21 protein-coding genes are annotated in these 22,558 nt (G+C 49.2%); 12 read left to right on the top strand and 9 right to left on the bottom strand.

Annotated elements, in window-relative coordinates:
- Positions 1 to 199 precede the first annotated feature (199 nt).
- From dtpA to lolB, 6 genes are all read right to left on the bottom strand, one after another.
- Complete coding sequence (gene dtpA, locus DB847_RS18890) at positions 200 to 1,693, bottom strand: dipeptide/tripeptide permease DtpA (protein WP_199911627.1); 1,494 nt, start codon at positions 1,691 to 1,693, stop codon at positions 200 to 202.
- Positions 1,694 to 2,471: 778 nt separating this feature from the next.
- Positions 2,472 to 2,723 carry a hypothetical protein gene (locus tag DB847_RS25780; protein WP_234418438.1) on the bottom strand — a complete coding sequence of 84 codons (252 nt, stop codon included), beginning with the start codon at positions 2,721 to 2,723 and terminating at the stop codon, positions 2,472 to 2,474.
- Between the two features lie 11 nt (positions 2,724 to 2,734).
- Positions 2,735 to 3,958 (bottom strand): oligopeptide:H+ symporter, encoded by a 1,224-nt coding sequence (locus DB847_RS18885; protein ID WP_234418437.1) that lies wholly within the window; start codon positions 3,956 to 3,958, stop codon positions 2,735 to 2,737.
- A gap of 611 nt (positions 3,959 to 4,569) precedes the next feature.
- Entirely contained in the window at positions 4,570 to 5,517 is a 948-nt protein-coding gene (locus DB847_RS18880) for a ribose-phosphate pyrophosphokinase (protein WP_159084747.1), read from the bottom strand.
- A gap of 80 nt (positions 5,518 to 5,597) precedes the next feature.
- Complete coding sequence (ispE, locus tag DB847_RS18875) at positions 5,598 to 6,452, bottom strand: 4-(cytidine 5'-diphospho)-2-C-methyl-D-erythritol kinase (RefSeq protein ID WP_108652094.1); 855 nt, start codon at positions 6,450 to 6,452, stop codon at positions 5,598 to 5,600.
- Complete coding sequence (gene lolB / locus DB847_RS18870) at positions 6,445 to 7,062, bottom strand: lipoprotein insertase outer membrane protein LolB (RefSeq protein WP_159084746.1); 618 nt, start codon at positions 7,060 to 7,062, stop codon at positions 6,445 to 6,447. The genes ispE and lolB overlap by 8 nt, the downstream gene beginning before the upstream one ends.
- A gap of 144 nt (positions 7,063 to 7,206) precedes the next feature.
- Here lolB and hemA point away from each other — a divergent pair, with 144 nt between their 5' ends.
- The 7 genes from hemA (at position 7,207) to DB847_RS26745 (ending at position 13,365) form a co-directional block, all read left to right on the top strand.
- Positions 7,207 to 8,463 (top strand): glutamyl-tRNA reductase, encoded by a 1,257-nt coding sequence (gene hemA, locus DB847_RS18865; RefSeq protein WP_108652092.1) that lies wholly within the window; start codon positions 7,207 to 7,209, stop codon positions 8,461 to 8,463.
- Between the two features lie 40 nt (positions 8,464 to 8,503).
- Complete coding sequence (gene prfA / locus DB847_RS18860; RefSeq protein WP_108652091.1) at positions 8,504 to 9,589, top strand: peptide chain release factor 1; 1,086 nt, start codon at positions 8,504 to 8,506, stop codon at positions 9,587 to 9,589.
- An 11-nt stretch (positions 9,590 to 9,600) separates the two neighbouring features.
- Entirely contained in the window at positions 9,601 to 10,437 is an 837-nt protein-coding gene (gene prmC, locus DB847_RS18855) for a peptide chain release factor N(5)-glutamine methyltransferase (protein WP_407644466.1), read from the top strand.
- A gap of 12 nt (positions 10,438 to 10,449) precedes the next feature.
- The gene (locus DB847_RS18850; protein WP_108652089.1) at positions 10,450 to 10,827 is read left to right on the top strand and encodes a SirB2 family protein; all 378 of its coding nucleotides are present in this window, start codon (positions 10,450 to 10,452) and stop codon (positions 10,825 to 10,827) included.
- 8 nt (positions 10,828 to 10,835) lie between these two features.
- Positions 10,836 to 11,645 (top strand): SirB1 family protein, encoded by an 810-nt coding sequence (locus DB847_RS18845; RefSeq protein WP_108652088.1) that lies wholly within the window; start codon positions 10,836 to 10,838, stop codon positions 11,643 to 11,645.
- 12 nt (positions 11,646 to 11,657) lie between these two features.
- The gene (gene kdsA / locus DB847_RS18840; RefSeq protein WP_108652087.1) at positions 11,658 to 12,512 is read left to right on the top strand and encodes a 3-deoxy-8-phosphooctulonate synthase; all 855 of its coding nucleotides are present in this window, start codon (positions 11,658 to 11,660) and stop codon (positions 12,510 to 12,512) included.
- A 751-nt stretch (positions 12,513 to 13,263) separates the two neighbouring features.
- Positions 13,264 to 13,365: a hypothetical protein gene (locus tag DB847_RS26745; RefSeq protein ID WP_407644426.1), complete on the top strand. Its 102-nt coding sequence runs from the start codon at positions 13,264 to 13,266 to the stop codon at positions 13,363 to 13,365.
- Here DB847_RS26745 and yiaY read toward each other — a convergent pair.
- The 3 genes from yiaY to DB847_RS18820 form a co-directional block, all read right to left on the bottom strand.
- A complete protein-coding gene (yiaY, locus tag DB847_RS18830) occupies positions 13,340 to 14,491 on the bottom strand; it encodes an L-threonine dehydrogenase (RefSeq protein WP_108652085.1) in 1,152 nt (383 codons plus the stop codon). The two genes, DB847_RS26745 and yiaY, sit on opposite strands and share 26 nt — an antisense overlap.
- 111 nt (positions 14,492 to 14,602) lie before the next feature.
- Positions 14,603 to 15,499: a 3-hydroxyisobutyrate dehydrogenase gene (mmsB, locus tag DB847_RS18825; RefSeq protein ID WP_108652084.1), complete on the bottom strand. Its 897-nt coding sequence runs from the start codon at positions 15,497 to 15,499 to the stop codon at positions 14,603 to 14,605.
- Positions 15,500 to 15,527: 28 nt separating this feature from the next.
- Positions 15,528 to 16,259, bottom strand: coding sequence for an acetoacetate decarboxylase (locus DB847_RS18820; RefSeq protein ID WP_108652083.1), 732 nt, complete (start codon positions 16,257 to 16,259; stop codon positions 15,528 to 15,530).
- Between the two features lie 320 nt (positions 16,260 to 16,579).
- On the opposite strand from DB847_RS18820, the gene DB847_RS18815 reads away from it, so the two are divergent.
- The 5 genes from DB847_RS18815 (at position 16,580) to rlmM (ending at position 22,551) form a co-directional block, all read left to right on the top strand.
- Complete coding sequence (locus DB847_RS18815) at positions 16,580 to 17,464, top strand: LysR family transcriptional regulator (protein ID WP_108652082.1); 885 nt, start codon at positions 16,580 to 16,582, stop codon at positions 17,462 to 17,464.
- Between the two features lie 516 nt (positions 17,465 to 17,980).
- Entirely contained in the window at positions 17,981 to 18,334 is a 354-nt protein-coding gene (locus DB847_RS26740; RefSeq protein ID WP_108652081.1) for a DNA topoisomerase, read from the top strand.
- 80 nt (positions 18,335 to 18,414) lie between these two features.
- Positions 18,415 to 19,122, top strand: a complete 708-nt coding sequence (gene bioD, locus DB847_RS18805) for a dethiobiotin synthase (RefSeq protein WP_108652080.1) — start codon at positions 18,415 to 18,417, stop codon at positions 19,120 to 19,122.
- Positions 19,123 to 20,472: 1,350 nt separating this feature from the next.
- Entirely contained in the window at positions 20,473 to 21,393 is a 921-nt protein-coding gene (locus tag DB847_RS18800) for a transcriptional regulator GcvA (protein WP_108652079.1), read from the top strand.
- Between the two features lie 51 nt (positions 21,394 to 21,444).
- Positions 21,445 to 22,551 (top strand): 23S rRNA (cytidine(2498)-2'-O)-methyltransferase RlmM, encoded by a 1,107-nt coding sequence (rlmM, locus tag DB847_RS18795; RefSeq protein ID WP_108652078.1) that lies wholly within the window; start codon positions 21,445 to 21,447, stop codon positions 22,549 to 22,551.
- The last annotated feature ends 7 nt before the right edge of the window (positions 22,552 to 22,558 follow it).

Here is a 22,558-nt window from a genome sequence, read left to right as displayed (position 1 = left end):
TGCTTAGTAATTTTTTGTGATCTACAGCAGCTTTAGATGAAAGAATTCTTATTCAGAGTCAATGCGTGGTTAAAAAATCTGCGTTTTTCCGTATAAACAACAAAGTCTGGACTAATGCGCAGGAGCGAAAACAATTGAATCCCAAATTGGATGAATCAGATTGAGCGGCTTCCCAGAAGCCACTCAATCCTGCCATTAATTAGGATGAGAGTGCTTGGGCTGTAGCCTTATCCCGTGGGCTACCCTGGATCACCCGGGTGAGCATGGGCGCTGTCATCACCATCAGCAAGGCGACTACGGCTGTAGAGACGCCTATCTCCAGAAACACGTGGCTATAGATAGGCAGAGTTTGTAATGGATCTGTGATCCCTTTGGGGGCAGCGGTTAGCGCTGCCACATAGCCTGCCAGGATACTGGCAACGGCGGTTGTCAGCATCCAGATCCCCATGATAAACCCCATCAAGCGTTGTGGGACCAGTTGCGCAATCATAGCCAAGCCTAATCCGGCAATCATTAGCTCACCTACAGACTGAAGGCCATAACTTAAGACGACCCAGTAAGAGGAAACCATGCCCTGAGCATTTGCATAGTGAGCTCCAAGAGGCAGAATCAGGAACGCCAGTGAGCATAGAACCATGCCGATTGCGAACTTAGTGGCGATCGGTAGCTTGTCGCCAAGAACGTTGTAGATCATTGCCAACAGGGGGCTGGCCAGCATGATCCAAAACGGATTAAGGCTCTGGAATTGAGCTGGCTCAATTGCGATGCCAAAGATATTCCGAGTCACATTATGTACGGCAAAAAAGTTCAGGGACATCGGCATCTGATTGTAGAGAACCCAGAATATGATGGCTTCCAGCATCAAAACGAAAGCAACCAGCATCTTGGCACGCTCGGTCCCCTTGAGTGCAAAAGCCTCCTTAAAGTAGATCCCAACGGCGATGACGGCAATGATGGTGAGGATCCCATGGGCAAAGTCCAGGTGTTGCAGTAACCAGGCTGCGATAAAAGAAGCGATGACAGTGCCGATAATGGTCAGCAATAGATAAGATTTATTTACAGGAAGGAAGTCGGCCGCAGAGCCATAGGCTTTTGTCCAACCACTACAGAGTATAAAGTTTAAAACCGCAGCCATCATGCCGATGAAACTAAGCATGAAGGCGGCGTTCCAGCCGAACTTACTCGCCAGAACCGGGGTGATCAACATAGATACAAAGGCGCCGATGTTGATTGACATGTAATACATAGTGAAAGCCCCATGTAACCGGGGATCATCTTCGGTATATAGCTTTGATAGCAGACTCGAAGGGTTGGCTTTGAATAGACAGTTACCGATGGCGATAACCCCCATCGCAAGATACACCATAAAGCTAGAGTTGGATGCTACGGCAAGTATTAAATAGCCGATGCCCAGGGTGGTTGCACCCAATAAAATGACTCGCTTGGTGCCCAGAACCTTATCGCCCAGCCACCCCCCAATCGAGCCTCCTCCATAAACCAGGGCTGTAAAAGCACCGAATAGAACAAAAGAAGCGGTTTCAGGGAGCTTTAGGTGGTGAACCATATACAGGGTCAGAATTGCCTGCATACCATAGAAGCCAAAGCGTTCCCAAAGTTCAACAGAGAAAATCATATAGAAGGCTTTGGGTTGCCTGAATACGTTTAATGAATTGTGTGAAGACTGGTGTGTCACAATGAATTACCTCGCTCATTTGAAATATGTAATAAGAATCATTGTTATTGTTGTTTTTTATGAGCGATTTATGTTGGTGGTTTGTGGATGATTTATCAATAATGAGTTATAAATTCGATGCTTGATCTTTTGATTTTTGTATTGTTCTGGTTTTCTGGCATCCGGTGGCCTCACTTGAAGGGTTAACAGCTAACTTTCTGATAATCGAACCGATTATTTCTCTCGGAGCGGATCTTGAGTTGAGGAAATTTATCCGAGATCCTATCTGGGAGTTGTCATTCGGATATTAAAATATTATTCACACCTTAGGCTGTATTGGCGATTTTCATTCGGAGTGTTTTGTATTTTATGTGCAATGTTTTGATCTAACCCGTTGTTAATACGGTTAACTTAGAGTTAACCTGCTAAAAATTTCAAATATTCAGGCTTTGAGCGACAGAATAGGTCGGTAAAATGGGGATTTAGCATAAAAGTCAGCTGCAGTGTCTGAACCGTCTTAAAATCATTTCAGCCCCATCGTGAGTCCAAATCTCATCCATGAGTTTCTATGGCTACCTGGCTTCTTACCTTGGGTGCGCCTTAGAAAAGAAATTGCTTCCCGTATGCTCGATGCCAAAAGTAACCACTACTCCTGATACCCGAGATGGATGAATGAAGCACTTGGATTAAACAGGATAAAGCCTACGATTCAGGGCACTTCTTAGCTCAAAGAGGGCTGCTATCCTTTAGCATAATCTCAAAGTCGCCCTGTGAATGGGCGGCTTCGAGAGTTGAGGGATTATAAAGAGGGGCTCCCTTCAGGAGATTGAGGGGATTGACTCTCTCCCTGGATCACCCGGGTGAGGGCAGGGGCTGTGGCCAGCATGATCAGGGCCACAATGGCCGTTGAGATCCCAATTTCCAGGAACACATGGCTGTAGATGGGCAGGGTCTGATTGGGAGCGGAGATCCCAGCTGGAGCTGCAGTGAGAGCCGCCACATAGCCTGCTAATACCCCGGCAATCGCTGCGGTAAGAAACCAAAGGCCCATGATAAATCCCATCAGGCGCTGGGGACTAGCTGGGCAACCATCGACAGCCCCAGACCGGAGATCATCAGCTCTCCCACGGATTGAAATCCATAGCTCGCAACTAACCAGCCAGATGAGATGATCCCCTGGGCATTCGCAAAATGAGCACCCAGCGGCAGCACTAAAAATGCCAAGCTACAGAGCAACATGCCGATCGCAAATTTGGCCGAGATCGGCATCTTATCTCCCAGCTTGTTATACAGCATTGCCAGCAGCGGACTGGCAACCATGATCCACAGGGGGTTGAGAGCCTGAAACTGCGCCGTTTCCAGGGAGAGCCCCAGCACGTTATGGTTTACATTATGTGCCGCGAAGAAATTCAGAGAGGTGGGCATCTGCATATACAGGATAAAGAAGATCACCGCTTCGAGCATCAGGATGAAGGCGATCAGCATCTTGGCGCGATCACTTCCCCTCAATCCGAATGCCTCCTTAAAGAAGATAAAGATAGCAACGATGGAGATGAGGGTCAGCAGCCAGTGGGCAACACTCAGGTGTTGCAGCAGCCAGGCCCCAACAAAAGAGCAGATCAGGATCCCGGCCACTGTGATAAGCATGGCGCCTGAGTTCACGGGTTTGAAGTCAGCAGGGGATCCGTACTGATGAACCCAGCGCCTGCAGAACAGGAAGTTGGCAAGGGTCAGGATGAGCCCGATAAAGCACAGAACAAACCCGGCATTCCAGCCATAATGCTGTGCTATCCAGGGTGTGAGCAGGGTTGAGATGAATCCACCGATATTGATCGCCATGTAATACATGGTAAAGGCACCATCAAGCCTGGGATCATCCCTGGAGTAAACCTTGGACAGCAAGCTGGATGGATTGGCCTTAAACAGACAGTTACCGATCGCGACAAATCCCATCCCAAGATAGACTATTTCGACATGGCTTTTGGCTAGAGAGAGTAACAGGTAACCCAGTGCCAGGGTGATGGCACCGAGCAGGATCACCCGCTTGGTGCCGAGGATGTTATCGCCAAGCCAACCTCCAATGGAGGTACCACCATAAACCAGGGCGGTGAAGGCACCAAACAGGATGAAAGAGCTGGCTTCAGGTAATTTGAACTGATGCACAAGGAACAGGGTCAGGATCCCCTGGACGCCATAAAAACCAAAGCGTTCCCAAAGTTCAATGGAGAAAGTCAGATAGAAGGCCTTCGGCTGCCTGAAAACATTTAGAGAAGAGTGAGTCGACACAAAATACCTCGCTTGTGTTCTGGGTAATAATCGATGAAAGAGCGCAGTGATACCAATCTCAATCGCAGCTGATCAAAAGCCCATGGACTTCAATTCGATTTATAAGTCGTTTAAACCGCGGGCAGCATGTTGCAGCCTGTAAACATACACAGAGCTGTCTGCAGCAGGATGGGATGACTCATGGGTGAACCGGAAAGTCTGGTCATTGTTTGCTGATTAGTTTGGCTCATCATGGAGGCAAGTTTGCTCTGCGGCAACTGAGGAGGATTTGGGGATTATTCAGGTCTTGATTTTTATTGCCTGGAGCGATCAGGACTCAGAGAGTTAGCTTGAGGACAGGGAGAGTTCAATCTAGTTGTTTGATTAAACTGAGATTTTTATTTGGAGTGCCATATTTTCTCAAAAGAAAGATCTATCTCTTGAGCTGCGATGGAATGAGTCAAAAATTCAAAAGAGATTTAAAATGATGTGGGGGCTGCTGAGAGGCTGTGATAAATCAGAATATCATTCGGCAGTATATTTTTAATAAAGAGGATCATTAAAAAATATGTGCTCTTAAGAGAACAGGTATCGGGAAGCTGGAGCCTCATTCGAGGCTCCACTTGAGAGCCTTAGTGCTCAAACATTGCAGAGATAGACTCTTCGTTGCTGATGCGGCGAATCGCCTCGGCCAGCATCGGGCTCAAAGAGACCTGCTTAACCTTGTCGATGGCACGAATTTCATCAGACAGTGGGATAGAGTCGGTAACAATCACCTCATCGATGACAGATTCGATGATGTTCTGGGCTGCGTTGCCCGAGAAAATCGGGTGAGTAGCGTAGGCAAATACTCGCTTAGCACCACGCTCTTTCAGGGCTTCGGCGGCCTTGCTCAGGGTGCCTGCGGTATCAATCATGTCATCGACAATGATGCAGTCACGGCCGGCAACATCACCAATCAGGTGCATCACCTGGGAAACGTTGGCACGAGGACGGCGCTTGTCGATGATCGCCATATCGGTATCATCGAGTAGCTTGGCAATGGCACGGGCGCGAACTACGCCACCGATATCCGGAGAAACAACAACCGGATCTTCAAGCTGTTTGCTGCGCATATCTTCCAGCAGGAAGGGGCTGCCAAATACATTGTCCACAGGCACATCGAAGAAGCCCTGGATCTGCTCGGCGTGAAGGTCGACGGTCAGGACACGGTCAACACCAACGCTGGACAGGAAGTCGGCAACAACCTTGGCGGTGATTGGCACCCGGGCGGAGCGAATACGGCGATCTTGACGCGCATACCCGAAGTAGGGGATTACCGCAGTGATACGACCAGCAGAAGCGCGGCGCAGAGCATCGATCATCACGATCAGCTCCATCAGGTTGTCATTGGTCGGGGCACAGGTTGACTGGATAATGAAGATATCACCGCCACGCACATTCTCGTTGATCTCGACGCAGATTTCGCCATCGCTAAAGCGGCCTACAGTGGCACAGCCCAGCTTGGTGAACAGACGTCCAGCGACTTTTTGTGCAAGTTCGGGATTAGCATTACCAGCAAATAGCTTCATGTCAGGCACGGTATAAACCTCAGGTTTGCATGCAGTTGTGGGGGTTTTTTATAAGCCGTGAAGATGCATTTTTCAGCAATCGACACCACTCAATCAGAAATCAGTTGCAAGACGCCTTCAAGAGGTGATACATTCGCCCCCTTCGCTATAAATCCATTCAAAGCCTCGGGTGCTCTTGCAAGGGTTTCACGAGCAGCAGCCTCGGTTTCAAACGAAGCAAACACACAGCCACCGGTACCCGTTAGTCTCGACGGCGCGTATTCTAGCAGCCAGTTCAGCGCATTGGCAACCTCGGGATGTTTTTTAGCCACCAAAGGCTGGCAGTCATTTTTCCACGCTTCTGCGCTCCGGTTTTCTACCACAAGCTTAGGTGTGTCCCGGATCAATTCAGGATCGGTGAAAATATCCACAGTGCTGACGTGGCAGTCGGGGACTAACACCAGGTACCAGGGTTCCCGGGGATGAGCGGGTGTCAGAATCTCTCCGATCCCCTCGGCAAATGCGGCATGCCCCCTGACAAAGACCGGGACGTCGGCCCCTAAGGCCGCACCGAGTTTGGCCAGTTGCTCCCGTGACAGCCCAAGGTTCCACAACTGATTAAGTGCCACCAGGGTGGTCGCAGCATCGGATGAGCCGCCTCCCAGGCCTCCGCCCATCGGGATCCGTTTCGACAGCTGGATATCGGCGCCCAGGGAGCAGCCAGTGAGCTCCTGTAAGCGCCGCGCCGCCTTGACCACAAGATTTTTCTCCGCAGGAAAATCGGTTTCAGGCTCACATTTCAGGGAGATCTTGCCGCTGTCATTAATCTCAAAGCGCAGCTCATCCTCTATCTCTATAAACTGGAACAGCGTCTGCAGCTCATGATAGCCATCGGACCGGCGCCCGTTGATATGTAAAAACAGATTTAGTTTTGCCGGGGCGGGCCAATAATCGAGTTCAGGCATGAAGACTCCAGTCGTAGATCGCAAGTTTAAGGGTCAGTTTTTCCTGATGCTCCTGGATTTTCAGCTTTTGCGGCAGCTGGACCTTACCCTTTTGCATGAATTCCTGGAAGTCGGCCTGCCAGCTTCCCTGGACAAAGGTTGCCGGTAGCCCCTGCGGGCCCTTGATCACCTTCTGCTGCTGAGGGAGGGGCACTCCCTTGACCCAGCTCGGAAGCGCCTGCAAGGGGATCATCAAACCGGTGAGATTATAGATGAGGGCTTCGGGTTCGCTGGTCTGGTAATGATGATTGCGGTTGTCGGTGAGATAAAACTCATCATTGATCTTTTGCAGGGTTAAAATGGTGCGGCCGAAAAAGTCACTGAGCACCATCTTGTAGTTGGTATCCCGGTTTTGCCAAAAGAGATTCAGGCTGCCTTTTTGATCCGGAGTGATGAGGGCCAGCTTGCCTCGCAGGGTCCAGTCGGTGAGTGAGTCTGCATTTTTCTGATAGTTCTTCCAGTTCGCTGCTTGCTGTGAGGCAGACAGAGTTGGGGTGGGCGGAGTACTGGAGCAGGCTGCAAACAGCAGGCAGCACAGGGCGGTAAAGAGTAATCGGTAGCTGCGAGTCACTTTGAGGATCCCGTGAAATTAAACGCCACGAGTATAACTGAGTGGGGCCCCGGATGTCAGGCTTGCTTTTAAACGGCCCGGCTTTTCCGTAAAATAGCCAATCCTGAATAGATTCTAACTGGTCATCATACTCCGAACCCCCATATGAGCTTGTTTGTTTTAGGTCTTAATCATAAGACTGCCCCGGTTTCGGTCCGCGAGCGGGTTGCGATAGGACCTGAGCAGACAGGCGAAGCACTGCGATCACTCTTGTCAGTTGAAGGCGTAGAGGAGGCGGTGATCGTGTCGACCTGCAATCGCACCGAGCTTTACTGTGAGGGGGAGCCGGAGCCCGAGAGTCTCAGCGAGTGGCTGGAAAGCTATAGCCAGCTGGAGAGCGGCTCGGTGGCGAACCACAGTTATCAATACCAGGGAAGCCAGGGAATTCACCACCTGTTACGGGTTGTCAGCAGCTTAGATTCGCTGATCGTTGGGGAGCCACAGATCCTGGGACAGGTGAAGACCGCCTACCAGCGGGCCCTGGAGCTCAAGTGCGCGAAATCCGTGTTATCCAGGCTGTTTGAACAGAGCTTTTCGGTGGCTAAAAGGATCCGAACCGAGACCGAAATTGGCTCGAGTGCGGTATCCACCGCCTATGCTGCGGTGGTTTTGGCGCGACAAATATTTGCCGATCTTGCCAAGACCCGGATCCTGCTGGTCGGGGCGGGGGAGATTATCGAGCTGGTTGCCCGCCATCTCAAGGAGCAGGGGGTTCAGGATATCATAGTGGCTAACCGGACCCGCCAACGGGCTCAGGAGCTTGCTTCTGAGCTGGGGGCCAAAACGGCAACCCTGCCGGATCTGCCGGAGCTGTTGCCGGATGTGGATATAGTGATAAGTTCAACCGCCAGCCCCCTGCCGCTCGTCGGTAAGGGGATGGTGGAGCAGGCTCTCAGGCAGCGCCGCTATCGCCCCGTGCTATTGATCGATCTGGCGGTCCCCCGGGATATTGAGGCGGCGGTCGATGAGCTGGCCGATGCCTACCTGTATACGGTCGATGATCTGAACAATATCATCGAGGATAACCTGAGATCACGGCATCAGGCCGCAGAGCAGGCCGAGTGGATCGCCGAGCAGGAGCATGAGCGTCTTTATCAATGGTATCGTTCACTGCGCTCGGTGGCATTGGTCAAAGATTATCGACGGGACTGCTCCTTGCTGCAGCGCCGGCAACTCGAACGGGCCATGTCATCACTGGCCGCCGGAGAGCCAGCCGATCAAGTGCTGGAACAGCTGGCTCATCGACTGGTGAATAAGCTCAGCCATGGCCCGACCCAGCTACTGCATCATGCCGGGCGTGAGCAGGATCATCAATTACTGGCCCAGTTGGCCGAGACGCTGCGTCTTGATGACGCACTCTAGAATTTAACCGCGTTTACTTAAAGCGAGAAAGCGAATCAATATGAAAGCATCTGTAATCAATAAACTCGAAGGCCTGATGGAGCGGCACGAAGAGGTCCAGGCACTGCTGGGCGATCCTGAAGTCATCGGTGATCAGAATAAGTTTCGCGCTCTCACCAAGGAGTATGCGCAGCTCGAAGAGATAGTGAACTGCTTTAAGGCCTATCAGCAGGCACTGGCGGATAGAGAGTCGGCCCAGGAGATGTTGGCCGAAGATGATGCCGAGATGAAGGAGATGGCGGCCGAAGAGCTGGCCGATGCTGAGCAGCGCATCGAGTCGTTGGCCAATGAGCTGCAGTTTTTGATGCTGCCCAAAGATCCCAATGACGATCGCCCCTGTTATCTGGAGATCCGTGCCGGGGCCGGTGGTGATGAGGCCGCTATCTTTGCCGGTGACCTGTTCCGCATGTATTCGCGCTATGCCGAAACCAAGGGCTGGCGGATGGGGGTCATCAGTGCCAATGATGGTGAACATGGTGGCTACAAAGAGCTGATCGCCAAGGTCGAGGGAGATGGGGTCTACGGGCGTTTGAAATTTGAATCCGGCGGCCACCGGGTACAGAGGGTTCCGGAGACCGAGTCTCAGGGACGCATTCACACCTCCGCCTGTACCGTCGCCATCATGCCCGAGATCCCCGAAGCCGAAGCGCCGGAGATCAACAGCGCCGATCTGAAAGTCGATACCTTCCGCGCCTCGGGTGCCGGTGGACAGCACGTCAACAAGACAGATTCGGCGATCCGGATCACCCACATGCCCTCGGGAATCGTGGTGGAGTGTCAGGATGAGCGCTCTCAGCACAAGAACAGGGCCAAGGCGATGGCGGTGCTGGCTTCGCGGCTGGCACAGATCGAGGTAGAGAAGCGCCAGGAAGCGGAAGCCAGTACCCGGCGTAACCTGCTGGGAACCGGTGACCGCTCGGACAGGATCCGTACCTACAACTATCCCCAGGGGCGAGTCAGCGACCACAGGATCAACCTGACCCTGTATCGGTTGACCGATATCATCGAAGGGGAACTCGACTGCCTGATCGATCCTGTATTGCAGGAGCATCATGCCGATCTGCTTGCCTCTTTAGCAGAGCAGTGATCTTGGGTATGATAACCATTGGTCAGAGTTTGTCCTGGGCCCGCGAGCAGCTAGCAGGGGGAGACTCGCCCGTGCTCGATGCGCAGGTTTTACTGTGCTATCTCCTTGATTGTGAGCGGGTTTACCTGATGACCTGGCCGGAGCGAGCGCTCGAAGAATCCAGCTGGCAGGCCTATCAGGAGCTGGTTGAGCGGCGCCGTCAGGGTGAGCCCGTGGCTTACCTGACCGGGGTGCGCGAATTCTGGTCTTTGCCCCTTGAGGTGAGCCGGGAGTCGCTGATCCCCCGCGCCGATACCGAAGTGCTGGTCGAGCAGGCCCTGGAGCATTTTGCCGGACCTGTGGGTCGGGTGGTGGATCTGGGGAGTGGCACCGGCGCGATTGCATTGGCGATCAAATCCGAGCGCCCTCAGGCCGAGGTCTGGGGAGTCGAGTTGCAAGATGAGGCCCAGGCCGTGGCCCGGCGCAACGCCCGTAAGCTGGCGCTGGATGTGACCTTTGTCCAGGGGAGCTGGTTTGAGCCTCTGGATAAACAAAAATTTGATCTGGTGGTGAGCAATCCTCCCTACATTGAGGCCAGTGATCCACACCTCGATCAGGGCGATGTGCGCTACGAGCCGGTAACCGCTCTGATTGCAGAGCAGGACGGGTTAGCCGATCTGCAGCTGATTTCCAGCCAGGCTCCCGAATATCTCAACCCCGGCGGCTGGCTAATGACCGAGCACGGCTGGGAGCAGGGCGAAGCGGTTCGCCAGCTGTTTGAGAAAGCTGGATTTACCCGGGTCAAAACCGTCCGCGATTATGGCGGACAGGAGCGGGTTACCCTGGGTCAGTTACAAACAAAAGAATAAGGATAAAAATAGATGGTTCAGCTTCTGGTTGGTTTTCACCTGCTTATCATCGCCCTGACGGCGTTGCTGATTATCATCTATTTTATCGGCTCGGTGCGTGAAGCACCCCTGGCGCAACATCCCTGGATGTGGCGCTCAACCCTGCTGGCACACCTGCTGCTGCTGTTGAGTGGCATCGGCCTGTGCCTGGCCACATCGACCTATCCCTTTACCTCAGCCCACTGGCTGACGGAGAAGTTGCTAGGCATTGTGATCTATCTATTTCTCATCTGGTTTGCTCTGAAACTTGGACGCAATCTGGCACTGCGCTGGTTTGCCTTTGTGGGAGCCCTGGGTTGGGGTTACTTTCTGATTGAGTTAACCATTTTGAAGACACCTCGTTTTATGTAAGGGGCAGAATCGTGAAAATCGAACAACAACAAGATTTTGAACGTTACGATTTGGCACTGCTCGCCTTAATGGCTGCTGAGGAGATCTGTCAGCAGCCGCTGTTGCATCAAGGACTTGCTCAGCTGGCGACACTCCGCCGTGAGATTGGCAGCCAAATATCGGCATGCCAGAATGTGACCGAGAAGCGTGAGCTGCTTCTCACACTCTTTTATCAAAAGCTCGGTTTCAAAGGGAACTGGCAAAACTACTTCATCTCTGAGAACAATCTGCTGCATCAGGTGCTATCGGAGCGCAAGGGCAATGCGCTCTCGCTGGGGATCTTGTTGATCTACCTGGCGAAGGGCTGTGAGATTGATGCCGAGGGGATCTGTTTTCCCGAGTATTTCCTGGTGCGTTTTAACGATGGCCAAGATTCGGTGATCGTCGATCCTCTCAATGGCCAGCGGTTGGAGCATCATGAGCTGGAGCTGAGATTGCGTGGCGCCCAGGGGAATCTGGCCCAGCTTAAAGAGGAGCACCTGCAAGCGACCGATCAGCGGTTGATTGTCGAGCGCCTGCTGGGACAGCTTAAGACCGCATTTATTCGCGAAGATAAGGTAGTGGAGGCGCTGCACTGCAGTGAGCTCTTCCTGCGCCTCAATCCAGGTGACCCTTACGAGGTTCGCGATCGCGGCTTCCTCTATGAGCGCCTCGATTGCGGGCAGCTTGCGGCGGATGACTTTGAGTATTTTATTAAGGAATGTCCCGATGATCCTGTGGCTGAGATCCTCAAGCAGCAGATCGAGCGTCTGGACCGGCAACAGAAAACCCTTCACTAACGGGATGAGACAATGAATCAAAAACAGGTACAGATCCATGATTTTCAGGTCGCCAACGACCTGCCATTTGTACTCTTTGGCGGAATGAATGTGCTGGAGTCACGGGATCTGGCGATGCGGATTGCCGAGCATTACACCGAGGTAACCCACAAGCTCAATATTCCCTATGTGTTTAAGGCGAGCTGGGATAAGGCAAACCGCTCTTCCATCCACTCCTACCGTGGGCCGGGCCTGGAAGAGGGGTTGAAGATTTTTGAAGAGCTCAAAGCTCAGTTCAAGATGCCGATCATCACCGACATCCATGAGATTGAGCAGGCGAAGCCGGTTGCCGAGGTGGTGGATGTTATCCAGTTGCCGGCATTTCTGGCTCGCCAGACCGATCTGGTGGAGGCCATGGCCCGCACTGGTGCGGTGATCAACATCAAGAAGCCCCAGTTCATGAGCCCTTCTCAGGTGGGCAACCTGGTGGAGAAGTTCTATGAGTGTGGCAATGAGAACCTGATCCTCTGTGAGCGCGGCAGCTGCTTTGGCTATGATAACCTGGTGGTTGACATGCTGGGCTTTGAGGTGATGAAGCAGCAGAGTAACGGAATCCCGGTGATCTTCGATGTGACCCACTCCCTGCAGTGTCGCGACCCAAGTGGCAAGGCCTCCGGTGGCCGTCGTGAGTGGGTGACTCCGCTGGCGCGTGCCGGGATGGCAACCGGTATTGCAGGCCTGTTCATCGAGGCGCATCCGGATCCGGATAATGCGCGCTGTGATGGCCCAAGCGCCCTGCCACTGGCGGCGCTGGAGCCCTTCCTCAAGCAGATGCAGGCGGTAGATCAGCTGGTGAAGTCCTTCCCCGAGCTGGATACATCACGTTGATCGGTTAGCCCTGCGGGCTAGCTGCTGGATTGGGAGCTGAGGTGTTGGCTCCCAACGGCCCTGGATGCTTGCCCTTCGGGCAGGGGTTTCAGCTCCGGGAGCTGACCTCCTTCGGAGGGTGTGTGTGTCTGCGGCACATTGTCCGGCCGCGGACTGCGGGTTAAGGAGAGAGCGCCTCCCTCCTTAACAATCCTCCAGCGCCCTGAAATTTACCTATTCCTTGGCTTATCTTGTAAATAAAGACAACAGACACACCGCACATCCCTGTGCGGGCTGCCTGCTCTCAGCATCCATGCTGTTCGGTCTTTTTTACTACGAGTCGCCTCGGGGTAAATTGACAGGGGATAAAGAACCATTCTTCGACTCGGTATCTCTATATCTGGTTTAGCACTGCCATTTTTGATATTTTTCTTACAAAAGAATATGTCAACTCTGACGAAAGCGGTCACCCCATTGCCACTGCGGCAGTATCGCTATGTGACATTAGCCAACTGTAGATTACCCCGTGCATGCACGGAGTTCTTACCGTTACAACTTCGTTGAAAAAATTCAAAATTTACGCAATGAAATTTGAAAAATAATTCATCCCCGGGTTAACCCGTTGTCGGCAGACAATATAGGGATGACCAGAGTCACCCCAAGGATACAAACTTAACTGTCTGCCGACACCAAACCATCCAAACAGTCACCTCTGGCTGCGTATGATACCGATCAGCCAACTTCGCCAGATGAGATTACTGATGACTTGTTGATGCCTCTGCCCCACATCTGGTATCAAAACCCAAAAAATGGGCATGCACATCTGCTGTACGGTTTGGTGTTACCCATTACATCGCACTTTGATAAATGTTGACCAACTGCTGATGGCTCGCCTGACGTGGGTTGGTCAGGCCACAAACATCATTTAGGGCATTATCTGCTAAACGGGACAAATCATCACTTCGTACACCTAGCTCTTTTAGTCCTACAGGGATACCAATCTCCCGACCCAGCTGGCGGATTGCCTCGAGTGCAGCATCTGCCCCTTGTTGCTCACTCATACCCTGAGTGTCGATCCCCATCAATTGCGCAATTTTTGATAATCGACTGGCGGACACCTGCAAATTGAACTGTTGAACATGGGGCAGCAAAATCGCATTACAAACACCATGGGGTAGATCGTAAATCCCCCCTAATTGATGGGCTAGTGCATGAACATATCCAAGCCCTGCATTATTAAATGCCATACCAGCTAGGAACTCAGCGTAGGCCATCTGCTCACGAGCAACGATATCATCTCCATATTTGACTGCGCGACCTAAGTTCTCTGCAATGAGAGATATTGCCTTTTCGGCAGATGCGTCAGTGACAGGAGTTGCCAAGGTCGACAGATAAGCTTCAATAGCATGAGTCAGGGCATCCATGCCTGTTGCCGCAGTTAATGAAGCGGGTTTGGCAATCATTAGCATAGGATCATTTATAGACATCAGAGGGGTAACGTTCTTGTCAGCTATTGCCATCTTGACCTGGCGAACTTCATCTGTAATAACACAAAAACGGGTCATCTCGCTAGCTGTACCTGCCGTCGTATTAATAGCGATCAGTGAGAGCTGTGGATTTTTTGAACGATCGATTCCCTCGTAATCTTTGATACATCCACCGTTAGTCGCAAGCAGGGCGATCCCTTTACCACAATCATGTGGAGATCCTCCTCCAAGAGTAATCACACAATCACAATGATTATCGATTAATACCTTTAATCCATTATCAACATTAGAAACCGTCGGATTTGGTTTAGTTTCATCGTAAACAACAAAGTCAATATTTTTCTGTATCAGGATCTCGGTAATAACATCTACTAACCCTATAGAACTGATTCCTTGATCTGTTACAATGAGGGCTTTCTTGAAGCCATATTTTACTAATGCATCCATGGCTTGATAGAGAGAGCTACTACCCATATAATTTACAGGTGGAATATAATATACACTAGATCTCATAATTACACCTTCATGATAATTCGTATTTGGATTTATTCATTTAGTGCATACATTAAGGGCTTAAAATATGCACCAAGATTAAGTTAATTAGTTTATACAACACTCATATGATCAGAGCGCTTCTGGATAGAGAACAGTGATCAGCGCGGAAAAATCCTTACCAGCCAAGCCATTATTGACCATAGACTCATAGAGTCCAATAGCTACATCGTTCATGAGTAGGCTATGTTTGGAAGTGGTTGCTGAATCTCGAGCTAGTTTTAGATCCTTCAACAACAATGCGGAAGAAAACCCAGGGTTGTAATCATTATTCGCAGGTGAGTTTTCAGTAATACCTGGAATTGGATAACAATTATTTAATGCCCAGCATGAACCTGTCGATGTCGATGTCGACGCGATATCATAGAACTTCTTGGGATCAACACCGACCTTTATTGCTAGTGAAACCGCTTCAGCAGTTGCTACCGCAGCTACACCTAACATCATGTTATTTGCAATTTTGGCACCAACCCCAGCGCCATTTTGTCCAACATAGATGAAGTTAGTACCCATACATTTCAGAAATAGCATCGCTGTTTCGTAGTCTTTCTTCTCACCACCAACCATAAATGTGAGAGTTGCACTTTTCGCACCTGTTACGCCACCTGAGACAGGGGCATCGATCATTGATAGATCATTTCGCCTAGCTTCAGCGGCCAGTTCTTTTGATGTAGGTACATCAATTGTTGAGCAATCGATAATTAATGTACCTTTTGTTGCATGCTTAAAAATACCATGCTCACCCCCGCAAACTGCGGCAACATGCTTACCCGCAGGAAGACTCAAAATTATAACTTCAGACAACTCAGCTAGATTTTCAATAGAGCTTGCTGCATATCCACCAATTTTCTTATGGTTATCAAGAAAGTCTTGATTCAGATCAAATCCATAAACCTTATTTCCAGATTTAACTAGGTTTGCCGCCATAGGGGCGCCCATATTACCAAGACCGATAAAACCGATGTTCATATTAGTCTCCAACTACATTTATCTAAATTTATTTACTCAAATAATCATGGACAACTTCACCATAATCTACGGTAACATCAGCTATGAAGTGAACTGCTGAAATAATTCGTTTAATGGGTAGATCGGCCACAGGTATGAGAGCATGCTGAAATAGATCCAAAGCAGAAGAACCACTCCACGCTCCCTTTACATTAACATTCGATAAATTAAACTTGACTAACTCACAAACTCTTGGAGTACCATCGACATGCGGGATAGATTTGAGAACAAAGGTAGGTTGTTCTGCGGCTTCTTTCACTTTGTCTAGTGGAACTCTCTTCTGCTTTAGTCCCATTGAAGCTTGTGCAACGCGCAATGTACCGTAATCTAACGTTCCAACAAGAGCATCTTGGTCGATATAGAGCCTAGGACTAGCCATCATTTTAGGAAAACCCCATACTTCCCGCCCAGCAGCTACAGAAGTAGCACCATCAAGATACATTCTATGAATATAGTTACCAACTTCATCATTGAGCTTAACTTCAATAACTTGGCCCGATTCACAAAAATCACCCAGACCATAAGAAGGCATGCGGATAAACTCAAATTTAACATATGGGCTAACTACCTCAAGTGGCTTGGGTGCTATCTCTTTTAGTAGCTCAATATCGGTCTCATAAGTAATGATAAAGTATTCTCTATCATCTGATGGAAATGGTCCCTCTGGATAAGGTTGAACACCACTTACCACTGGCATACCGAATAAATTAGTTTTTTTCATTTTCTTTTCCTTGTTTTTACCAGTTTAACTTCTATGGGCCTCATTTATGGATGCATTATTCGTCTTTTTCATAAATGAGATGAAAATATCACACAAGATAAAATAAAAATAAATACAGAAACACGAAATCATCTATTTCCAAATTAGAAATAATAGATTATGTCACCAAAAAAAATAAACACTCTGCCATGAGGTATACATGGCAATAAGACAGCAAAACATGTTAAGCCATATAACTCTGCATCTTTTTAACTGATGATTACCATTGATTTTTCCATGCGAAGGTGTTATATACATTCGCTTTGTCTTGGAGTAATCGTATGGATTACTTGGTTTGTCTAAAAAGCTTTGTTACATCGGTTAAGCATAATAGTTTTGCGGGTGCTTCACGAGATCTTGGGGTATCACCTTCTCAGTTGACCAAGCAAATTCATTGGCTGGAGTCACATGTTGGTAGTGCGCTTTTTGAGCGCACTACCAGGATTAGCCGCCTGACAGATGCGGGAGAGGTTTATTATTCATATTCTTTAAAAATACTTTCAGACATTAATAGCGCGCAACTCGCTCTCGATAGCATCAACTGTGATCCGCACGGAAAAATCATTATATCTTCACCGTCAAGCCTTAGCAGAACGCTACTTTCTGATCTATATCATGATTTTCTTGTTAAGTATCCAAATATAACTCTCAGATCACGCAGCGGCGGATATCCTCCCAGCGTCATCGATGGTCAGTCTGATGTGTGTATTACACCAATTAACTATAGAAATGGACAATTAATCAAAGAGGCTCTCTTTACATCTACCAAGGGTTTATACGCGTCTCAAGATTATGTAAATCGACATGGTTTACCTTCATCAATAGATGAGCTTGCTCATCATCAATGCCTAATTAACATGCAAACATCTCCTGATAATTATTGGAATTTATCCAGTGAGAATAAAGTAAAGGTCAATGGGTGTTACATTAGTGAATCGAGCGATGAATTAATAAAATTAGCAAGCAAGGGTATGGGGATTGTTTTTGTCGATGAGATTTTAATAAAAAATGAAATCACGGAAGGTGATTTAATCGCTATAGATATCGGAATCCCACTAGACGATACAACTTTCTATATATATCATCGCCCCGTAGCAAAATCATCAAACATACGACTCTTTTGTGATCAAATCAGGGGAAAGCTGTTAGGCTCTGTCGCTTCTTGATCTGAAAGCACGGAGTCACCGTGTTTTGGATACATTTACGTTGAACCCATGCGGTCAAGCCTAGTTGTTCATCAAAGACGACTTTTGGCAGTTATGCCGCATCTTGGTTTGTGCGATAAAGGGTTCAAGTGTAATGGAGTGGATCCATCCTTTCATTCAGCCTCGAGTTGGACCATGATGATTTAGTTCGATAATTTATCAGCAGGAAGTGAGTCCGCTATGAAGGTCAAGCTAATAGGGCTAGATATAGCAAAGTTAGTTTTATCTTCACGCGGCGTTGTTTCCTAAAAGAATTATTCACTTGCTAGCTTGAGAATAGGCTAAGAATTTGTCTGTATAGTGGCCATTTTATCGTCGAAGTGCTCGGAGCCATCAGACGGATAATCTAAATTTGGCAGTAAAACTGCTCAGTTATGCGTTTAGAAAAAATACCCCTTAACGTAGTCAATCGAGCTGGCTGCCAGTTGAAAAGGAAGAAGCTCAGGCGCAATGATATTTTGAACTACATGAGACAACTTGAAAGAGCACACTACCAGTGTTGAAGAGTGCAGTATCCAAGAAAAGAAGACCCAGCCTCCCCAGCTTTTTTCTCTGCTACATCTACAGGCTGCCATAAGTCGCCGCTATAAGCTCTTAGTCCAACAAACGTTGGATATCACGCAGGCATTGCGGGAGAAATACAAGGCAATCGCCTACAACCTCTCAGACTGCCTTTACATCTCTGGCTTCAGATCTCCAGCGTCAAGCGATCAGCGCAGAGAACTCTATTTAAATGACGCCCTATATTTAAATCGAACTAATAGGTTATATTATTTCAATAATGGAAATAGTCTTTTTTTTAAAATTCACAAGAAAACCACCAAGCATTGATATATATTAGCTCCCGTAAGAATAATGCCTTAGTTAATTATTATATATTCGCTAAAATCAAAGATTAAAGGATTAATATAATGCCAAGCCTACATCAGGGTTTTTTTATTGCGTCTCCGTCCACTGACAGTGGAAAAACATTTGTCGGATGCTCTCTTGTTGAAGCATTCAAACAAAGAGGGTTACCTGCAGTTGGGCTCAAGCCGGTTGCAGGTGCATGTAAGGTCACATCTGATGGAATTTATAGCGAAGATGTGCAATGCTACCTAAAACATAATAGCTTGCCACTTCCTTATGAAAAAATTAACTTTTTCACCCTAAAACATGGTGTTTCTTTTCAAACTGCGGCAAAAAAGGAGGGTATAGGAATAACAACTACAGATATATATAACAAGTCAATGAACACAATCCAAGAAGTGGTATTAGAACAGGTTCATTTTGTTATTGTTGAAGGTGCCGGTGGGTGGCTTGTTCCTATAAATGAAAAAGAAACAACAGCCGACCTTGCCAAACAATTCAATTTTCCAACAATTTTTGTTGCAAGTATGAATCATGGTGCCCTCAGTAATAACTTAGCGACCTATCAGGCTATGGTCAATGATGGGCTGACTCCTGCTGCCTGGGTTGCAACCAGAACCAACGCAGAACTACCTAATGAGTATTATAAAGATATGCTTTCGGTATTGGAGGAACGTTTTGATTGCCCACTCTTAGCTGAAATACCATACGTAAGTGGGCAGACACCGGTCCAGGCCGCGGCCTACTTCAAGCTTGATCTCATCATATGATCAAAACTCAAAGGGATGAATGGCTTCATCCCTTTGAGTATCAGTTGAATATATTCGTAAATCACTTCTGAAGCCGGGCGAAGAGTCTGTCCGGAAAATACATTCTGGTTTGCGAAGCGCCCCTGAAGAATGAAAGTACGGGGTTCTCAGCGGATTTCGTATGGCAATGGGTCTCCATGAAAATGAAGCGCTATGCAACCGCTCAGCCCGAGAGACTCTAACTTTTTTAGCTAGATGGGGTAATTAACCGCGAGAATCTTGTGTTATTCCTATGTCAGCTTTGGCGACAAAGTGATGATTGTTGCAAGTGAACCTATTTTAATTATTGAGAGTTTAGCTCTTCGAGGCAGGATGCCGAGAGACGCAGCTCTGCGGAGGTTTATCAGGGATGATAAATTCGCAGCGCGGAGTGAGTTTTTAATTACTTTTGGCGATACAAAAGTAATGTGCTGTCGGCACCCCGACACCTGTGGCGTAGCCACAAAATAAGCGGCATGCAATGCAAAGTGATTCAGCTATCCGTAGGATAAAGAAGATAATAGTCGATGATAAGCGCTTGAGTGAAGTTGTGTCAGACTGAGTCGCTTATCATCGATGGGCAGTTACAGCAGGTGGTAGGGAATGAACAGACCGCTTTGGGGCTGTGAAACCTTTTTACTGTTGTGTACTGCTCTGCCCTGAGCCAGTTTATGTACCAGATAGAACATGATGACCTCCCCTTTTGTTCTTTTAAAAATGTGTACTTGTGCATGATGGGGCTCCATCACCACCTTGTGATCCGAAACACGCTTTTCCCATCTTCGACAAGGGGCCTCAAACTTTGGCCTGTTTTTTTCCAGTGACACTTCTGGTGGAGCTGGATCGAAATTGCAGAACGATGAGCAGATCTCAAGGGCGTCAACGGCAGTATCCTGTAGGATGAGCAGTAGAAGAGGCTCTTGAACGAGTGCTATTCAGGGTCTGATACAGACGAAAATTCAGACAGGTGGTGTGAGATTCATCACAACTTGTAAAAAATACATCAAATCTGATGTAAATCAAAGCAGTTGTGTAAAAAATTTGCTAATCGACGGGCAAAAAAAAAGCGCTACAAAAGGTAGCGCCAAAAGGATATTCAATGTGACAGACAGGTTCATATAACAGGAGGTGAGTTGGCAGCATGGCTGCAAAATCACGAGGCCTGTCTGTGAAGATGAAAGCGTACTCGCTTCAGCCGATCACCACTTCACTCGGCTGTTTCACCTTCACCAGAAACCTGGTGCGCACTATATTAATTAGCTGGTAGTGCAGCAAGCGACATTTTATAATGATCTGCATTAGATTTTTTCATCTTAACTTTGGACTGCTGCCATGCCGCGTCGACTCCCACCGCTAAATGCGCTCAAGGCCTTCGAAGCTGCCTCCCGTCACCTGAGTTTTACCCGGGCGGCTCAGGAGCTGTTTGTGACTCAGGCCGCGATTAGTCACCAGATCAAAGGGCTCGAAGAGTACCTGGGAATCAAGTTGTTTCGACGCAAAAACCGTTCCCTGCTACTGACGGAAGAGGGGCAGGCCTATTTTCTGGATATCAAAGATATCTTCACCATGATCTCCGAGGCGACCGAGAAGCTGCTGGCCCGCAGTGCCAAGGGGGCGTTGACAGTGAGCCTGCAGCCAAGCTTTGCCATTCAGTGGTTGGTGCCACGCCTTGCAGATTTTAGTGAGCGGCATCCGGATATCGACGTGCGGATCAAGGCGGTGGATATGGATGAAGGCGCTTTGGATGATGATGTTGATATCGCGATTTACTACGGGCGTGGCCACTGGCCCGGGCTGCGTGCAGATAAGCTCTATACGGAATACCTGATCCCCGTGTGCTCCCCAAGGTTGCTAACGGGTCCTAAACCTCTTCGGGAGCCGATAGATCTGGCAAATCATACGCTTTTGCACGATACTTCACGCCGTGACTGGAAGGCCTGGTTCCGCCAGGTTGGAATTTCGGCCCCAAATGTAAACCAGGGCCCGATATTCAGTCACTCAACCATGGTGATCCAGGCTGCCATTCATGGACAGGGAGTGGCGCTCGGACACAGTGTTCTGGCACAGCCGGAGCTGGAGAGTGGTCGACTTATCTGCCCCTTTAATCAGGCGCTGATGAGCAAAAACGCCTACTACCTGGTGTGTGAAGAGAGCCAGGCCGATCTGGGTAAGATCGTGGCGTTTCGGGAGTGGATGTTGGAAGTGGTACGCAAGGAAGAGGAGCGGATGCCTGTATTGAGTCAGGACTCCTAAGGTCCTGCATCTCATTCGGGAATCTATTTTTTATTTTTATTGTGGTTTGTTATGTCTCAGTCTCATCTTCTATTGTATTGCCGTCCGGGTTTTGAAAAAGAGTGTGCGCAGGAGGTCCAGGAAAAAGCGGCCGCCTATGATATTTTTGGTTATCCTCAGCTGGAGCCAAACACCGGTTATGTGTTGTTCCATTGCTATGAAGATGAGGATGCCGATTACTTTGCCCGCAAGCATCCCTTCAGCGATCTGATCTTTGCCCGGCAGATGATTGTCGCCACCCATGAGCTCAGCGAGCTGATCGTCGGCGATCGGGTGCGGCTGATCTCTCAGGCGCTACGGGAGTATCCTGTCTGCGGCAACCTGTGGGTCGAGACTCCGGATACCGAAAAGGGTCGTGAGCTGGCCAAGTTCTGCCGTAAGTTTACCGTGCCGCTGCGCCAGGGGCTGCGCAAGGCGGAGATCCTGACTCAGACAGAGCACAAATCCAAGCGGACTTTGCACCTATTTATGCTCAGCGGTGAGCATGGCTGGGTGGGTTACTCCTACTCCTACAATCACTCCTCCCACTTCATGGGGATCCCGCGTTTGAAGCAGCCGGCGGATGCACCAAGCCGCTCCAGCCTCAAGCTGGATGAAGCCTTCCTTGAGTTTATTCCAGCGAAGGAGCGAGCTGCGCGCCTGAGCCCTGGTATGTTCGCCGTCGATCTCGGGGCGGCTCCCGGAGGTTGGACCTATCAGCTGGTGCGTCGCAGCATGCATGTGACAGCGGTGGATAACGGTCCGATGGCCCAGTCCTTAATGGATACAGGCCAGGTGAAGCACCTGATGCAGGATGGCTTCATGTACCGCCCGGTCAAGCACAATATTTACTGGCTGGTGTGTGATATGGTTGAAAAACCGGCTCGTGTCATTGAGCTGATGGCAGAGTGGCTGTGCGACGACTGGTGTAAAGAGGCGATATTCAACCTCAAGCTGCCGATGAAAAAACGCTACCCCGAGCTGATGTTTAACCTGCAAAAGCTTAAAGATCTGCTCAGTGAAGTGAGCAATGACTTCGTGGTTGAGGCCAAGCAGCTCTATCACGATCGTGAAGAGGTCACTGTGCATGTGTATAACAAGCGCAGCGTCTCCAGGCGGGTTGAGCGACACAGCGATTAATAGTTCT

Source organism: Dongshaea marina, assembly GCF_003072645.1.
Taxonomy (GTDB): Bacteria; Pseudomonadota; Gammaproteobacteria; order Enterobacterales; family Aeromonadaceae; genus Dongshaea; species Dongshaea marina.
This window is presented reverse-complemented; position numbering and strand designations above follow the sequence as displayed.

Bases quoted from the DNA above. Each gene is read 5' to 3' on its own strand.
- DB847_RS25780 (WP_234418438.1), bottom strand. From the start codon at position 2,723: ATGGGCCTTTGGTTTCTTACCGCAGCGATTGCCGGGGTATTAGCAGGC.
- ispE (WP_108652094.1), bottom strand. From the start codon at position 6,452: ATGCCTGAACTCGATTATTGGCCCGCCCCGGCAAAACTAAATCTGTTT.
- hemA (WP_108652092.1), top strand. From the start codon at position 7,207: ATGAGCTTGTTTGTTTTAGGTCTTAATCATAAGACTGCCCCGGTTTCG.
- prfA (WP_108652091.1), top strand. From the start codon at position 8,504: ATGAAAGCATCTGTAATCAATAAACTCGAAGGCCTGATGGAGCGGCAC.
- DB847_RS18850 (WP_108652089.1), top strand. From the start codon at position 10,450: ATGGTTCAGCTTCTGGTTGGTTTTCACCTGCTTATCATCGCCCTGACG.
- kdsA (WP_108652087.1), top strand. From the start codon at position 11,658: ATGAATCAAAAACAGGTACAGATCCATGATTTTCAGGTCGCCAACGAC.
- DB847_RS26745 (WP_407644426.1), top strand. From the start codon at position 13,264: ATGCCTCTGCCCCACATCTGGTATCAAAACCCAAAAAATGGGCATGCA.
- yiaY (WP_108652085.1), bottom strand. From the start codon at position 14,491: ATGAGATCTAGTGTATATTATATTCCACCTGTAAATTATATGGGTAGT.
- mmsB (WP_108652084.1), bottom strand. From the start codon at position 15,499: ATGAACATCGGTTTTATCGGTCTTGGTAATATGGGCGCCCCTATGGCG.
- DB847_RS18820 (WP_108652083.1), bottom strand. From the start codon at position 16,259: ATGAAAAAAACTAATTTATTCGGTATGCCAGTGGTAAGTGGTGTTCAA.
- DB847_RS18815 (WP_108652082.1), top strand. From the start codon at position 16,580: ATGGATTACTTGGTTTGTCTAAAAAGCTTTGTTACATCGGTTAAGCAT.
- bioD (WP_108652080.1), top strand. From the start codon at position 18,415: ATGCCAAGCCTACATCAGGGTTTTTTTATTGCGTCTCCGTCCACTGAC.
- DB847_RS18800 (WP_108652079.1), top strand. From the start codon at position 20,473: ATGCCGCGTCGACTCCCACCGCTAAATGCGCTCAAGGCCTTCGAAGCT.
- rlmM (WP_108652078.1), top strand. From the start codon at position 21,445: ATGTCTCAGTCTCATCTTCTATTGTATTGCCGTCCGGGTTTTGAAAAA.